The organism is Rubritalea squalenifaciens DSM 18772 (genome assembly GCF_900141815.1).
Lineage (GTDB): Bacteria > Verrucomicrobiota > Verrucomicrobiia > Verrucomicrobiales > Akkermansiaceae > Rubritalea > Rubritalea squalenifaciens.
This window is the reverse complement of sequence record NZ_FQYR01000002.1, coordinates 74,016-89,460: the sequence shown is the minus strand read 5'-3', so window position 1 is coordinate 89,460 and position 15,445 is coordinate 74,016. Positions and strand designations below refer to the sequence as shown.

Genomic DNA, 15,445 nt, shown 5'->3' with positions numbered 1-15,445 from the left:
AGGTAAAGGTTATTCGATGTTGATTGATTCGTCTGTGTTGAGGACCACGTGGGCGACGGCCGTGTAGGCTGCTAGCTTGGCCTTGTCTGCAGACTCGCTGATTTGAGAGGCTCCCTGTGTGAGGATGCTTTTCGCGGCTTCAGGATCAGCTGTGTAGAGTTCGTTGAAGTAGTCGAAGGTATCTGAGAGAATGTTGAGTTCCTCTTGGTCTGCATCGTAACCAGTGATGTGTGTGTAGATGGACTTGAGCTTTTGCTGGTGGTTGGTGGCCGTGTCTAACAGAGCCCGCTCAGCCACTTTCTTGGCAGCTTCCAGGAAGGTAACATCATTCATCAGCACGAGAGCTTGCAGTGGAGTGTTCGTGCGGTTTTGGGTGACGGAGCAGATCTCACGGCCAGATCCATCGAAGATGCTTTGTCTCGGTGGGTTCACCGCACGTTTCCAGTAAGTGTAGAGGCTTCGGCGGTAGAGAGCATCACCCGTGGACGGGCGATAGCGGATATTCGGACTATGGCTCATGCTGTTCCACAGGCCGTCTGGCTGGTAGGGCTTCACAGATGGTCCGCCCAGTTTTTCAGTAAGTAGGCCTGCCGCATGGAGAGCCTGGTCACGCAGGGCGTAACCGGAAAGTCGGAAGCGTGGGCCGCGTGCCAGCCATTTATTAGTTGAGTCCTTTTCGAGTAGCTCGGCGGTGAGCTTGGAGGATTGTCCATAGGTGGCGCTGAGGACGATGCGCTTGTGCAGTGCTTTCATGTCCCAGCCGCTCTGGCGGAATTCCACGGCCAGGTAATCCAGTAGTTTCGGGTGAGTCGGGAAGGGGGCTTGGGAGCCGAAGTCCTCCGGAGTACTCACGATACCCGTGCCGAAGTGGTGCATCCAGATGCGGTTGACGATCACCCGGGCAGTGATCGGGTTCTTGTCGGATACGATCCACTTGGCGAGCTCCAGTCGATCTTTGGGCGCTGGCTCGTCTCCCAGCAGAGCTGCCGGAACGGTGCGGGTGAGTTCCTCGGATTTATCGGGGTCTGTATACTGTCCACGCTCGAGTAGATAGGTCGGTGTGATCCCCTGAGCCTCGCGCATGATCATGACGCTGGCATAGTGGGCGTCACCATTGGCTTTGATCTTATTGTTGAGCTGGTTGATCTGCTGCTTGAGCTCTTTGACCGGCTGGGTGCTCTCGGCTTTGTCGTTGAGTGCTTTGCCTTTTAGTTTTGGCTCTTGTTTGGCGAGGAGACCTCGTTGTTGGCCGCGGACTTTGTTCAGTTCAGCATTTAGAGTCTGGACCTTCTTGTAGATTTGCTGGCTTTCCTCTGAGGCGTAAAGGGATAGCGAGGTCGTCGTCGGTCTGGCGCTGGTGCCTCGTGCTGTAGCGGCCTCATTGATGTTGTTAAAGTAGGAGGAGAACTGGAAAACCTCCTTCTGGGAAAGCGGGTCGTACTTATGGTCATGGCAGCGTGCACAGCTCATCGTAAGGCCGAAGTAGATGGTGCCCACGGTGTCCACGCGGTCGAGGATGTTCTCGATGATGAACTCTTCCGCGAGCGCACCACCCTCAGCGTTCTGACGGTGGTTGCGGTTGAAGGCGGTGGCGATGACCTGCTCGTGCGTAGCATTGGGCAGCATATCGCCGGCGAGTTGCTCGATGGTGAATTGATCAAAGCCTTTGTTCTCGTTGAACGCTTTGATCACGTAATCACGCCAAGGCCAGTTTTGGCGTTCGTGGTCGTTCTGGTAGCCATCAGTGTCCGCATAGCGGGCAGCCTCCATCCAGGCCACGGCCATGTGCTCGCCGTAGCGTGGAGAGTCCAGCAGGCGATCGACGACTTTCTCTTTGGCTTCAGGTGACTTGTCTTGGATGAAGGCTTCCAGCTCCTCCGGCGTTGGCTGCAGGCCTGTCAGGGAAAGTGTGGTGCGGCGCAGCCAGACTTCAGGGCTGGCCTCTGGAGAATGCTTAAGTCCTAGCTCCTGGTGCTTGGCGGCGATGAAGAGGTCCAGCTCGTCCTTGGCCCAGTCGGATTTCTTTTCAGGAACTTGTTTTTTTGGAGGAATGAAGGCCCAGTGCTTCTTGTACTTGGCGCCTTGCTCCACCCAGCGTTTCAGGATGTCCTTCTGTTCCGAGGTGAGCTTGTGAATGGAGTCGGCTGGCGGCATGATCTCCTCCTCGTCCTCGCTGAAGACGCGGGCAATGATCTCGCTTTCCTCAGGCTTGCCCGGGACGATGCCGTATTTACCCTTGGCATTGACTAGCTCCTTGGTGGCGTCTGCAAAGGTGTGGAGGGCGAAGTCACCCTTCTGGTTTTTAGAATCTGGGCCGTGGCAGTGGAAGCAGGTGTCACTGAGAATAGGGCGGACGTGGATGTTGAAGTCGATCTCCTCGGGTAAGGAATTCTGGCTGATTGCGCCTGTGCTCGGGCTTTCTGAGGATGAAGCCTTTTCTGATGCTGCGGCTTCTTGGTCACAGGAGGTCTGGCACAGGACAGCTGTGATTCCTAGGGAAACGATGGTGAGTCGGGCAATCATTGAAAGAGGTGTACAGTTTTTTGCACGTCTATCTATCATTCATTCTCAGCAAAGTGCAAAAAAAATTGCCATTCTGTGTGTCATTGAGAAGTTGAATGCCTGTGAGGTCTTGGTAGACTGGTGCGCATCATGATGGAGATAAGCGATACCCGTTACTTCGCCCTGGACAGCAAGGGCTGGATCTATGCCTGCGACCGTTTGGAGGAGCTTAGAGATCGGCTGGACTGGTCAGATGTGAAGACGGGGGAATATCTCTTTATTGACTCCGACGGCTGGAAGTACCAGGGAGTGGCTGATGAACATCTGGAGTGCGGCTTCCGGCTGACGCGCAAAGATGAGGGCCGTGACATGGACACGGCCCTGGTGCTCAGCGAATACTCGGATGCTGAGCGGATGAGTGAGGAAAACCTCAAGTTCTGCCGTTAAGGCGCCGAGTTCTCCAGACCCAGCCTCTTATTCCTCACTCTGCAGAGCGGCTAAACAATCGCGCATGTGGGGAGTGACGGCCTTGGCGAACTCCTGCACGCTGATTTCTCTGCCGGCCTCATGCTCCAGGCAGGTCATGGAGACGCCCTGCAAGCCGCAGGGAGTAATGGAAAGGAAGCCGCGCAGGGATTCCTTGGTCACGTTCAGGGCAAAGCCATGCATGGAGATCCATTTGCGTACGCCTACCCCGATGGAAGCGAGCTTTCGCGTGCCCACCCAGACTCCAGTAAGTCCCTCACGGCGCGTGGCAGGGACGCCGAAATCCTGGCAGGCGAGGATGAGTGCCTGCTCGACGGCGCGGATGTACTCATGCAGGTCCTTGCCCAATGGGCGGAGGTCCACGATTGGGTAGCCGACGAGTTGGCCCGGGCCGTGGTAGGTGGCCTGGCCGCCGCGGTTGATCTCGATCACCGGGTGAGGCAGCATGGCCGGGTTCTGCAGCGAGGACTTATCCCGGGTACGGCCGATGGTGTAGACGGGAGCGTGCTCCAGCTGGAAGAAGGTATTCGCGGAAGTGCCCTCCAGCACCTCTGCCAGTTTTTTCTCCTGAATCTCCAGCCCCTCATCATAAGAGACATCCGATCCTAGCCATTGTTCCTCCAGCTGCATGCGGGGAGTCTTAGGCGGTTATGGGAGAGATGCAAGTACTCTGAAACCACCCAAAAGGAAAAAAGTTGCGCCTGAATTGTAACCTGATGAAAGATTTCCCATAGAGTGTAGGTATGAAATATCTTTTTGCTAGTTTGTGTCTGTTAGGTTCTGCAGTATCTGCTCAGGATGGATTTGATCCCACCGGTGAGGAGGCGGAGAGATACATGCCAAAGGTGATCCAGGTACAGGTGGAGTATATTGAGGTGCCGCAGGAAACGGTGCTTGAGCTACTGTACGGTGAGAAGAAGTCTGCCAATGACTCCAAACTGAGGGATGAGCTCCAAAAGCTGCTCAAGGAAGGCAAGGCGACGATGATGGAGAGCCAGATGGTGGTGAGTCGTAGTGGTGAAAGAGCCTCGGCGGAGTCGATCCGCGAGTACATTTATCCTACCGAGTATGAGCCTGCAGAAGTTCCTAACAAGGTGGACGCCAGTGGTGAGAAGACTGGTGAGGGTGTTCGCAAGATGGCGACTGGCCCCACCCCGACAGCCTTTGAAACCCGAAATCTGGGATCTACGCTGGAGGTGGAACCCACCCTCAGTGAATCCGCCAAGATCATCGATCTGTGGTTTGCACCGGAGCTTGTCTGGCATGTGAAGAACGAAGTCTGGGCCGAATGGCGAGATGACCGTGGCAATGCGGATGTGAAGATGCCTATCATGTACACCCTTCGGGTAAACACAGGTCTGACCATGGTTGCCGGTCGCTATCATCTGGCCTGCTGTCTCAGCCCCAAGGATAAAGACGGGTTTCCTGACCCGACTCGCAAAGTGATGATGTTCGTCAAGGCGGATGTCTTGAAGGTGACTTCCAGAAACTAAACCCGGGACTCTCTAAGGTGACCGCCCGATTCATAGCTCGAATTCTCTCTGTGGCTTTGCTTCCCAGCATAGCCTTGGGCATGCAGGATCGCCCCAAGCTCATACGTCTGCATGTGATGACAGTGGGGATGCAGCAAGAGAACTTTGTGGGGATCCAGGCCAAGCAGACGCAAGGCATTACCTATCAGTCGATCCGCCAATGGGTGGATGCCGGGAAGGCAACTGTACTGGATGTTCATTGTGCAACTTGTCGCACTGGTGAAAGGGTGACACTGGAGTGTATACGGGAAATGATCTATCCCTCGGATTATGCACCTCCAGGGTCCTTGCCTGATGATGAAGGCCCCTATGAGAAGAAGTTAGAAGAAGTTCATAAGGTTGTTCCGATCCGCCCGATGGTTAATAATATCTTCGAAACCCGAAATCTTGGGGTGACGCTGGAAATGGAGCCTACTTATGGGGAAACAGGTCTTGTCGACTTACGCATCGCTCCTGAGCTTGTGGATCAAGTAGGTTTTAGTGAATGGGTGAAATTCAAGGATGAGTGGGGGCAAGCTGATCGCAAATTCCCGACCTTCCTCACTCATCGGGTGAATACCGGGAGTACTTTGGTCAATGGGCGATTTTCTTTGGTGACCACCTTTACGGGCAAAAAGGGGAACGGTGATCTCGATCCATCACGTAAGATCCTGCTCTTTGTGATGCCTGAGGTGATCAAGTTGCCGGACCCGATGTAGAATGTTTGTGATGTTAGGCATGAGAAAGTTTGTGTGGAATATGGCTTTGTTTGAGGCTCTGGGTGCCATGAGTCTTAGTGCTCAGGATGCGGAGCAGATCCAGAGGGATCCAACGATTCACCTGCAGTTCGAGTACATCGAGCTCAGTCAGGAGAAATTGACCGAGTTGACCTATGGTGCCAAGACCAGCAGCAATGATAATGAGCTGCGGGATAAGCTCCAGGTGATGCTGGATGCAGGTGAGGCCACGATGTTAGAGACGCAGATGCTGGTGGGCTTGAGTGGTGCGCGGTTGATTACACAATCGATCAAGGAAATGATCTTCCCGACGGAGTATGATCCGGCTTGGATGCTTAATCTCACGGATCCAAAAAAGATGCTAGAGGATACGGATGAGCCACAGGCGCTGGGGCCGGAGCCTTTGTCCTTTGAGACGCGCAATCTCGGTATCACGCTAGAGGCGGAACCTGTGCTCGCTGAGAACAAGCGTTATCTTGATTTGCGCATCGGCCCACAAATTGTCTGGCATGTGGAAAATGTGGTATGGGCCAGCTGGAAGGATAAGTTTAGCGAGGTGGATGTCCAGATGCCCGTCTTCTACACCATGCGGGTAAATACGGGTCTTATCGTACCAGTAGGCCAGTATCACCATGCCTGTACCTTGACTCCGAGGGATGAGAAGGGCTTTCCGGACCCTAGCCGCAAAGTGATGATTCTTGTGAAGACAGAACTCGTGCCCGTAGGGAAGTAACTAAAAGACTTTGAGATGATGATACGATTGAGTCTACTTTTCTTGCTTACCGCCTTGCTGGCGCACGCGCACACTGATCCCAAAAGCATCCGTGTTCATAGCGTGCTCATTAGTATGCCGCAGAGAGAGTATGTGGCCTACACGAGAATGGATAAAGAGGATGGTCACTACGCGGTAGCCATGCAGCAGGTGAAGGCTGGCAAGGCCAGTGTGCTGGACGTGAACTGTGTAACCACGTATAGCGGGGTGAAGGCTAGCTTGGAGAGTATACGGGAGTTTATCTATCCTACGGAGTATGAGCCGCCGCAATTACCCAGTCAACCTGACGGCATTGAGGAGCCATTTGTTCCAAAGCTTCGCACGGAGCTGCCTACTGCCTTTGAAACCCGTAATCTGGGGACGACCTTAGAGGTCGAGCCTACCGTATTAGAAGATGGTTCTACGCTATCCCTGCGAGTGATTGTCGAGTTGGTGGATCCTGTCGGCTACAGCTTGTGGCTGAAGTATAGGGATGAATTCGGACAGGCGGATATGAAGATGCCGCTGTTTCTGACCAAGAGTGCGAATCTGTCGTGTAAGGTGAAAAATCAAAAATTTGCCCTGTTGACTACCTTCACCGGAAGGACCGCAGCGGGTGAGTTGGATCGTAATCAAAAAATCCTGATGTTCGTGCGTGCGGATATCATGGCTATCAAACATGAGGAGTAATCCTATGAGAATGAAGTGTGTATTCGTGTTGTTTTTGTTGGGAGTCTCCATGGTGCAGGCGCAGTTGCCGAGTATGTCTGTGGTGGACAGTGGGAGAAGGCATGATCTGGAGCTGCAGAGTCTGGAACTGAGTGTGGATATCCAGGGGCGCTATGCTGAGACGGTGATGACGGTGGCGTTCTTCAATGATACGAAGAGGAATCAAGAAGGTGAGTTTACTCTGCCGTTACCGGAGGGTGCTACGGTGAGTAACTACGCGCTGGAGGTGAACGGTAAGATGCGTGAGGCCAGCGTGGTGGAGAAGGAACGGGCGGTGAACGCCTATGAGAGTATCAAACGTCAAAACATTGATCCCGGCATTGTGACACGCGAGAAGGGGAATATCTATCGGACCAAGATTTTCCCGGTCTTGCCGAAGCGCGCCAAGGCGGTACGCATCGGCTTCGTGCATGAACTGGAAGAGGTGGATGGGAAGTTGGTTTACGCCTTTCCCTTTGCGCTGAAGAAGATGGTAGAGAATGTCACTATTCGGGTCAGTGGCGATGTGGAAAAGGTTTCCTTCCCCTCGAAAATGGGGCGGATGCAGGAGGACGAGAGGGTGAAATTTGTCGAGAGTAAGCGAGTTGTGTTAGATGGAAAGTTAGAGATTGTCAGTAAGCTGGCGCCTGAGAAATCGATTCGAGGTCAGGTGGGTGAGGAGGTTTATATCGATCTGGTGACGGCCATTCCTGACCGGGTGTTGCGGGCTGAGGCCAGCAAGCCGAATACGGTTAGCCTTTTCTGGGATGCCTCTGTCAGTGGTTATCGAAGGGACTTGAAGAAGGAAATGCAGGTGCTGGATGCTTTGTTCAAGAAACTGGGGAATGTGGATGTGAAGCTGACGGTGGTCGATTTACATGCCGACTACCAGGGGAAGTACGAGGTGCGTGGCGGGGACTGGAGTCAGCTGAAGCAGCAGATCAATCAGATCGACTACGCCGGGGTGGCGAACTGGGGAGCCGTCGATTTTAAAGACCGAAATGCAGACCGTATTTTGTTTGTGGGTGAAGGTGCGCTGCACCTTCCGTTGCAGAAGCTGAGTCCACGAGGGGTGGTGCATATTCTGGATTCGAGTGCACTTGCAGATCCTGACCTTCCTTTACTTGGTTTGGCAGAAGCGACTGGAGGGAGAGTGATGGATGTGAGAGCGGAGAAGGTCGCCGCGATGGCAGAGGAGATTATCAAGCTGCGCCCGCGTCTGATTGAGGTGAAAGGCTATTTCGACAGCACTTATGTACAGGCTGAGGGAGAAAAGCTCCGGATCATCGGCAAGTGTAAGACTGATAGAACGGATGGGATTGTGCTGAAATTTGGCTACGGGCAGGAGGTTATGCTGGTGGAGACTCTAAGTGATGCCGCATTCGCCCAGACTAATGGCGAGGTGCTGCGCAAGCTCTGGGCCCAGCGTAAGCTGGCGGAAATGGAGCGTGAGGATTTTACTACCCAGGGTCCCACGCAGGCGATCCTGAAGCATTGCCAGCAGTATCACCTGGTGAGTGATAGCACTGCCATGATTGTGCTGGAGCGTTTCGAGGATCACTTGCGCTATCAGATTCCGCCGCCGGAGCCTGACTTACTGGAGAAGTATGAGCAAGAGGTGGGTTCCTATGCCAGATCAAGATGGAGTGAGCGATTTCAAGGAACCGTGCATGGGGCTCAACTTGATCACGGTAGGCGCTATAATTGGTACCAGAAATCCTACCCATGGATGGAGTACCAGCTTTACCCACGTTATATCAGGGTCGAGCAATGGACTCATGCCCAGGCCTCCGTCTTTACCAAGGAGCAGCTTGCTGACACCAATCATCAAGTTTTCCTCAAGTGGATGGACGAGGTGAAGGCGCTGGTTCATGGCAAGGACAAGGTGAAGAGCAAGGAGGACCTTAAGCAATGGATGCAGCGGCTGGAGGAGGTGAAGGAGTCAGGAGCTCAGCTCACTGGGACGCCGATCAAGGTGCCGGAACATGAGTTTGCTGTTTCTGTTAGGGGTCTCGTGAATGATGGGAAAACCATCACGCTGGATAAGGGGGCTACCCTGAAGCAGGCGATTGAGAAGGCGGGCGGAATTTACGATGATGAGATCGGTGACCGTGTGGCGATTTACCGGAATGCAGACCGCGCCATCTACAATACTGTGAGCAAGGATTATAAGCCTCAGCAACTCTTTCCCGGAGATATGGTGGTGGTCATGCCTCCCATGCTGGACGGAGACCTTCTCCTCAGTGATGGCTTTTCCGCCGATCCCTTTTCTGATGGAGGTCTTGAAGTGACTAAAGACAGTACAGCCAGGGCGAGCAAGCGCGCCGCAGTCGAGCAGTCGACCTTGCCACTGGGTGTCGACTGGCGGGCTGGTGGCGGCGATTCTGGGAAGGCGGGAGGTAAGTTGCCAGTGCGTCGTCTCAATGGAGTCGAGTTGTCAGGCAAGGTTCAGCCTGTGATCGAGGCGAAGTCTCCAGCGGGTAATGTGAGCGATGTGTTAGAGTCGGGCGATGTCTGGCAGGCCTATCTGAATCTCAAGGGGACGGCGAGCCGCGACGTTAAGCTGAAGGTGGCCAAGAAACTCTATGAGCAAAAGGATGGTCACAAGGCCCGCCGTGTGCTCTCAAGCATCTATGGGCTGAAGTCGGGCATAAGCGTGCAGGACATGCGCGCTGCGGCTTATCACATGATTGCTATGGGAGACGGCAAAGGAGCAGATGAGCTGCTTGCTCTCATTCAGGTTGCGGATCCAGAGGACGAGCTTGTTTTTTACGACCGCTGGCTGGCTATGGGGAGGACGAGTAAGCTCTGCGCCGAGCAGTGGGTGGTGAATTGGTTGAGCTGCCATGTGAAGTTCTTCGAGCATTGGAGGTTGTGGAGAAATGTACAGGCCATGGAAATGACTAGGTTGAAGTTTCTCCCTAATGAGGAGGATTTTTATGGGGCGGTAGCATTTTTCGATTCCCTGGTTTACCCTTCAGATATTCGTATCGTGGTATGTTCATCCCAGGTTGATCAGGGAGCCTACTTGCGTGTGACTGATCCTGCAGAAGTGCAGGCTACCCCTAATCGCGTGAGTGAGACCGGTGGCTGGTGTGCAGCACAGAATGGACTCGCGGACTACATGGTGCGCAAGGCGATGCCAGGGAGTTATCGCTTGGAGCTCGGGAGTTCTCAGCCTGCCACTTACCTGGTCCAAGTCTACACCCATTGGGGTCGTGAGAACGAGACCAGACAGGTCTATGTGGTGGAGGTGCCAGGAGATGGCGAACTTCACGAGGCGGGCCAGATTGATTTCGGTCTTTAAGCGTAGTGGCTTGCTTCCATGTTAGCGAAAAGGTTTATGTTCCTAAAATAACACATTCTACTATATGTGGCGTTTTATTTGTGGAAATACACCACATATGGGATTTTTAATCGAATCGTCTTGGAGATTATCTGAGGGGGATTTATATTCTGACGACTGGCATCCCTCCCTACTTTCCCTACGTGGATGCTGGTGAATAACCCCATAATCTCTTACAGACATGTATCTAAAATCACTCGAAATCCATGGCTTCAAGTCCTTCGCGGACAAGACGAAGTTTGAGTTCCACACCGGGGTGACAGGCATCGTCGGCCCGAATGGCTGCGGTAAGTCGAACGTGGTGGACGCGATCCGCTGGGTGCTCGGCGAGACGAGCGCGAAGGCGCTGCGTGGTGGCGAAATGGCCGACGTTATTTTCAACGGGACGGACAAGCGCAAGCCAGCCGGCATGGCGGAAGTCACCATGACGATGGGCGACTGTGAGGAAGCCCTCAAGGTGGAGTACAACGAGGTCTCCATCACCCGCCGTGTATTCCGCGACGGCAAGAGCGAGTACCGCATCAATGGCACGCTCTGCCGCCTGCGTGATATTCACGATCTCTTCATGGATACGGGTATCGGCCGTACCGCCTATTCCATCATGGAGCAGGGTAAGATCGACATGCTTCTTTCCTCCAAGCCGGAAGACAGACGTCAGGTCTTCGAGGAAGCTGCGGGGATTACGAAATTCAAGAAGGAGAAGAAGGAGGCCATGCGCAAGCTGGACTACACTCAGGCAAACCTTCTCCGTGTGAGTGACGTGCTTGCCGAGCAGGAGCGCCGCATGAACTCCCTCAAGCGTCAGGTGGCCAAGGCTCGCCGCTATCAGGCACTGGCCAAGGATGTCCGCATTCTTGATACCCATCTCGGCCACAAGAAGTGGAAAGAACTTCGCGCCGAGAGCGAGGAGCTGCGTAACTCCATCCGTTCCCTCGAGGTGCGTGAGCACGAGATCGAGCAGGATCTGCCACAGAAGGAACAGGCAGTGATCCGCGCCCGTGACAAGGCTCAGGAGCTGGAGAGCCAGCTGAGCGAGATCCGCCAGCAGCTCAACGAGCGCCGCAATGCCGCCAGCGCCGCCCAAGGAAAAATTTCATTCAACAACGAGCGCCAGGCCGAGCTGATGGGCCGAATCCAGCAGAACGAGTCTGACATTGAAGAAACCCGTCAGAAGCTGATGCAGCAAGAGACGGATCTCCAGGAAGCCGTCCAGACTCTGGACGAGCTTTCCCAGCGCATCGAGTCCCAGCAGGCTCAGGTCAGCGAGCATGAAGAGCGTGTCCTTCAGGCCAAGGCGGTGCGTGAGGAGCGTGAAGGCTCTTTGCGTGAAGTCCGTACCGAGGCGAACCGCACCCAGTCTCTCATTGCCGCCGCCCAGGCGAAGATCGAGAGCATGCTCTCCCAGTTTGAAGGCAACCGTGAGCGCGCCCGCCAGCTGGCTGAGGAGGATGAGAAGCTCCGTATTGAGCACGAGCAGGCAGTGATCGAAAAGCAGAAGCAGGTGGAAGAGCTGGAAAGCCGTACCACCAAGATTGCTAGTCTGGTAGAAGATCTCGAGTCCTGTGAGCGCAAGTTCCAGCACACCCGTGGTGATCTGGATGCCAGCCGAGATGCGGCAGGTGAGGCGCACAAGCAGCTAGCCAAGGTTTCTTCCCGTCTGGAAGTGCTCAAGCAGCTCGTCGACAGCGGTGAAGGATTCCAGAAGGGAACCCAGAGCGTGCTTTCCGGACTGGATGACAAAGAGCTTTACGAAGGTGGCGTGCGAGGCGTGCTAGCCAACTTCATCCAGGTAGAAAATTCCTTCGCACCAGCCGTCGAGGCTGCTCTCGGCAGTCACCTGCAGACCGTGCTTGTCAGGGACAATATGCTGGCGGAATCCATCATCGATACGCTGACCGAGAAGAAGATGGGTGAGGCGGCGATCCTGCCTGAGGATTTCATCCCGGTGCAGAGTGAAGCCCAGCTGATGCATGTGCCGGACGGTGCCGAGGCCTGGGCCTTGGACAAGGTGGAGGCAGACAAGATCGTAGCTCCGGTGATCACCAGGCTGCTGGAGAACGTGCTCGTGGTCAAAGACCTTAAGCTTGCCGCCAAGCTGCGCAAGGATCTCCCGGATGTGACTTTCGTCACGCTTGCCGGTGAAGTGATGTCCCCTGAGGGGATTATCCGCGGTGGTGTGGGCGGTGATGCCAGCTCCTCCGTTCTGGAAAGGCAGAACGAGATCCGCGAGCTGGAAGAATCCAATGCCCGACTGGTTGAAGAAGAGCAGGCAGCCAAGCAGAAGGTGGAAACTCTGGAGAGCCTGATGGCTGAGCAGCGTGAAGCCGTAGAGCAGGCCCGCGAACGCCTGCAGAAAGCCCGCGTGGATGAGTCCACCCTGCAGGGTCAGGTAAGTCTGGCTACCCGCGAGGTAGAGTCACTGGAAAGCAAGATTTCCAACAATGAGTGGGAGCGTAATGAACTGAAGGAACGCGAAAACAGCGCCCTCGGTAACCGTGAGACCCAGGAGGCCGACTTGGCCACCGCACGTCAGCGACTCGAGGAGCTGGAGACCAGCCAGCTGATGCTCAACCGTGAGCTGGAGGACTCCATGAACCGCGAGCAGGAGGCGGCGACAGTTCTGAACGAGCTGCGCACCAACCTTGCGGTTGAGAGACGTGCTCTACAGTCCGCCGAGGAACAGCAACAGCCGATGGCTGCCCGCCTGGAGGAACTCCGCCACCTGACTTCCCGCCGCGAGAGCGAAATCATCTCCTTCCGTGAACGTATCGAGTCCGCCACTGGTGAGAACGCTCAGCTTCTTGAAGAGATCGAGACAGCGACCGCCGCTGCCAATTTCCTTGAGGAAAGACTGGAAGAAGCCGCTTCTGGCCGTAACGCGATCCTGGAATCTATCAGCGTCGCAGAGAAAGAGCTGGGTGAGGTCCGCCGTCAGGTTTCCAAGATCAGTGATCAGAAGGGTAAAGAAGAAGTGTCTGCCACCAAGGTAGAGCTTCGCCTGGAGAGTCTGCAGGAGAACATGATGGAGCGCCACCAGATCGACCTCGAGGTGTTCCGTCCAGACAGTCATGCGCTGCTCCTCTGCATCGCCGATCAGAAGAAAGCCTTTGTCCGCAATGCCCGCCGCAAGTCCAGCCTCAGTGAAGAGGAGGAGAACGAGCAGGAAGAGGAAATCACCAACGAGGCCGATGACTCTAACGACATCGAAATCCCGGGTGAGGATGGTCCTGATTGGGACTTTGTGGAGCGTGCCGTCTCCGAGCTGAAGCACAAGCTGGACTCCATGGGGCCGGTCAATGTGGACGCCATCGAGGAATACGAAGAGCTCGAAGAGCGCCACAACTTTGTCCGCGGACAGCACGATGACCTCGTCAATGCCAAGGATGAGCTGATCGGCGTGATCGAGAAGATCAATATCGAAACCCGCATCCGCTTCACCGAAACCTTCAATCAGATCCAGGCGAACTTCAAAGAGATGTTCAAGGTGCTCTTCGGTGAGAAGGGTCAAGCGAACCTCTTGCTGGTGGATGAGGAAGATCCGCTGGAGTCCGGCATTGATGTGATTGCCAAGCCTCCGGGCAAGAAGCTGCAGTCCATCACGTTGCTCTCCGGTGGTGAGCGCTCCATGACTGCGGTAGCGCTTCTCTTCTCCATCTATCAGATCAAGCCAAGTCCGTTCTGTGTACTGGATGAGCTGGACGCACCGCTGGATGAATCCAATATCGGACGCTTCCTCAAGGTGCTCGATAACTTCATCGACAAGTCACAGTTCATCATCGTGACGCACAGTAAGCGCACCATGGGCCGCGCCGACGTGATGTACGGGGTGACCATGGAGGAGTTCGGTGTCTCCAAGCCGGTGGGCATGCGCCTCACCGCAGAGAAGGACATCGACGAGTCCAAGGCGAGATCCGCCGCCCAAAAGGCAGCCCTCAGGCTGGATGCCTAGACTGCCGGGCAAGAAGACCTTGTGTTGTTGATGCAACAGTAAGAGAGAGACAGGGCGTGGCTTGTAGGGGGCCGCGCCCTGTTATGTTTAGAATCGTTGTCTACTCGCCACCTTCCTGATCAGCGGTTTGTTTGGCTTTATCATCAGCTACCCAGGCGTCGATGGCTTTGTAGGTTTCGAGTTCCAAGTAGGCACTCAGAAAGGCATCACGAATGGTAGAGGAGATAAGAAACATCCCCTCGCCGTGATCGGGGTCGAGGTTGAGGCAATGACCTAACAGGCTGGTATTCCAGTGATCTTGAATGTCTTTGTTCTGAATAGAGCCGGCAATGATGGTCTCGGCAATTTCAAGGCGTTTCTCATCGTTTGATGAAAAGTACTCCAGAATGTCTGTGAGTTTCTGGCCATGCAGGCCCTGTGTTGATTTAGCCAGGGATTTGCGAAGGGAGTGTTTGATGTCTGGTAAATCAGCTAGGATAGCTTGATCGATTTCATTGAAGTCGAGCATGTCGAAGTATTTTTTGCGCAACTTGGCTTTGATATCCTCGTGCTTGTTCAGCAACTGCTGCTGAACTTCGGGTCTCTTGCCAAGTTCGCGAAGCATGTAGGTCTGGCCCTGGGCGATCATTTGCTTGATTATGGGAGAGCCTGTGTCCAGGTGGATTTGCTTATAGTCCGCCCGGTCAGGTAATAGCCGAGATAGTGGTGGGAGGGTGTCCTCGGCTTTTACGAGCTTTGAGGTGCGGGTGACCTCGTCTATGGTTTCGGTGCTGAGTTCCAAGAGACCTGTGTCGTTGTCGATGATGAAGCTGGATTGGGGTGCTTTGATGGAGAAGGTAGTTTTGCCATTCTTGTCTTGGATCTTGCTGACTTCTCGACTATATCCTAACAAAAATTTCCAGTATGCGTAGTGGCTATTGTTAGAGAATCCGGACCCAAAGGATATGTTGCCATTGCGAATGCCTGCGAAAATATATGTCTTGAGAGGTTCCTCTTTTACTTTGTTCTTACTATCTACCAGCAATTCTCCAGCAGTGGAAATGACGGTGAAGACTTGGGAATTGATTCTTTCAATATCTTTTAGTTCAGCCCAAACCTTGTCATGATGGTTGATGAATGAGATTGTAAGTTTGGATTCCTTATCCGCTTTGCCGGCAAAGAGTGAAATGTGGTATTTAACTTTCTGTTTAGAGAGGAGCTTGAGTTCCGCCATTTCCCATGTGTTCGCTTTTGCCTGATAGATCTGATACAGAAAGAGGTCTTCTGGTTGCGAGTTGTTTCTTCCCTCATAGTACAGGACCCGGCCCTCGTGTTGATTTGTTTTGGAGACTAGAGGGGTGACTGCTTCGTCGACTTGCTCGAGAGTCAGGGTGTCTCCAGCACAGAATTGTGCGGAAAAGGCAGCAAGAGCTAGTGTTACTTGAGTGATGTTCATAGAAAGTTAAACGGGATAAC

General features: G+C 54.2%; 10 protein-coding genes. 7 read left to right on the top strand and 3 right to left on the bottom strand.

Going from position 1 to position 15,445, the window contains the following annotated elements:
- Positions 1-9 precede the first annotated feature (9 nt).
- Positions 10-2,523 (bottom strand): PSD1 and planctomycete cytochrome C domain-containing protein, encoded by a 2,514-nt coding sequence (locus tag BUB27_RS00360; RefSeq protein WP_159434703.1) that lies wholly within the window; start codon positions 2,521-2,523, stop codon positions 10-12.
- A 129-nt stretch (positions 2,524-2,652) separates the two neighbouring features.
- Here BUB27_RS00360 and BUB27_RS00355 point away from each other — a divergent pair, with 129 nt between their 5' ends.
- Positions 2,653-2,949 carry a hypothetical protein gene (locus tag BUB27_RS00355; protein WP_143157554.1) on the top strand — a complete coding sequence of 99 codons (297 nt, stop codon included), beginning with the start codon at positions 2,653-2,655 and terminating at the stop codon, positions 2,947-2,949.
- 27 nt (positions 2,950-2,976) lie between these two features.
- On the opposite strand, the gene lipB is transcribed toward BUB27_RS00355, so the two are convergent.
- Positions 2,977-3,618, bottom strand: a complete 642-nt coding sequence (gene lipB / locus BUB27_RS00350) for a lipoyl(octanoyl) transferase LipB (RefSeq protein ID WP_143157553.1) — start codon at positions 3,616-3,618, stop codon at positions 2,977-2,979.
- A gap of 113 nt (positions 3,619-3,731) precedes the next feature.
- Between lipB and BUB27_RS00345 the strand changes: the two genes are divergently transcribed.
- The 6 genes from BUB27_RS00345 to smc all read left to right on the top strand — a co-directional run bounded on the left by BUB27_RS00345 (position 3,732) and on the right by smc (position 13,990).
- On the top strand, positions 3,732-4,481 hold the full coding sequence (locus BUB27_RS00345; protein WP_143157552.1) for a hypothetical protein: 750 nt from the start codon (positions 3,732-3,734) through the stop codon (positions 4,479-4,481).
- Positions 4,482-4,561: 80 nt separating this feature from the next.
- Positions 4,562-5,218 carry a hypothetical protein gene (locus tag BUB27_RS00340; RefSeq protein WP_143157551.1) on the top strand — a complete coding sequence of 219 codons (657 nt, stop codon included), beginning with the start codon at positions 4,562-4,564 and terminating at the stop codon, positions 5,216-5,218.
- 19 nt (positions 5,219-5,237) lie between these two features.
- Positions 5,238-5,969, top strand: a complete 732-nt coding sequence (locus BUB27_RS00335; RefSeq protein WP_143157550.1) for a hypothetical protein — start codon at positions 5,238-5,240, stop codon at positions 5,967-5,969.
- A 15-nt stretch (positions 5,970-5,984) separates the two neighbouring features.
- Positions 5,985-6,677 (top strand): type II and III secretion system protein, encoded by a 693-nt coding sequence (locus tag BUB27_RS00330; RefSeq protein WP_143157549.1) that lies wholly within the window; start codon positions 5,985-5,987, stop codon positions 6,675-6,677.
- A 10-nt stretch (positions 6,678-6,687) separates the two neighbouring features.
- Entirely contained in the window at positions 6,688-10,002 is a 3,315-nt protein-coding gene (locus BUB27_RS00325; RefSeq protein ID WP_159434702.1) for a VIT domain-containing protein, read from the top strand.
- 220 nt (positions 10,003-10,222) lie between these two features.
- Positions 10,223-13,990: a chromosome segregation protein SMC gene (gene smc, locus BUB27_RS00320; protein WP_143157547.1), complete on the top strand. Its 3,768-nt coding sequence runs from the start codon at positions 10,223-10,225 to the stop codon at positions 13,988-13,990.
- 100 nt (positions 13,991-14,090) lie between these two features.
- On the opposite strand, the gene BUB27_RS00315 is transcribed toward smc, so the two are convergent.
- On the bottom strand, positions 14,091-15,425 hold the full coding sequence (locus tag BUB27_RS00315; RefSeq protein WP_143157546.1) for a hypothetical protein: 1,335 nt from the start codon (positions 15,423-15,425) through the stop codon (positions 14,091-14,093).
- Positions 15,426-15,445: the final 20 nt, after the last annotated feature.

Coding starts and splice junctions, on each gene's coding strand:
- BUB27_RS00330 (WP_143157549.1), top strand. CDS start 5,985: ATGATGATACGATTGAGTCTACTTTTCTTGCTTACCGCCTTGCTGGCG.
- BUB27_RS00355 (WP_143157554.1), top strand. CDS start 2,653: ATGATGGAGATAAGCGATACCCGTTACTTCGCCCTGGACAGCAAGGGC.
- BUB27_RS00345 (WP_143157552.1), top strand. CDS start 3,732: ATGAAATATCTTTTTGCTAGTTTGTGTCTGTTAGGTTCTGCAGTATCT.
- BUB27_RS00335 (WP_143157550.1), top strand. CDS start 5,238: ATGAGAAAGTTTGTGTGGAATATGGCTTTGTTTGAGGCTCTGGGTGCC.
- BUB27_RS00340 (WP_143157551.1), top strand. CDS start 4,562: ATGCAGGATCGCCCCAAGCTCATACGTCTGCATGTGATGACAGTGGGG.
- BUB27_RS00325 (WP_159434702.1), top strand. CDS start 6,688: ATGAAGTGTGTATTCGTGTTGTTTTTGTTGGGAGTCTCCATGGTGCAG.
- BUB27_RS00315 (WP_143157546.1), bottom strand. CDS start 15,425: ATGAACATCACTCAAGTAACACTAGCTCTTGCTGCCTTTTCCGCACAA.
- lipB (WP_143157553.1), bottom strand. CDS start 3,618: ATGCAGCTGGAGGAACAATGGCTAGGATCGGATGTCTCTTATGATGAG.
- BUB27_RS00360 (WP_159434703.1), bottom strand. CDS start 2,523: ATGATTGCCCGACTCACCATCGTTTCCCTAGGAATCACAGCTGTCCTG.
- smc (WP_143157547.1), top strand. CDS start 10,223: ATGTATCTAAAATCACTCGAAATCCATGGCTTCAAGTCCTTCGCGGAC.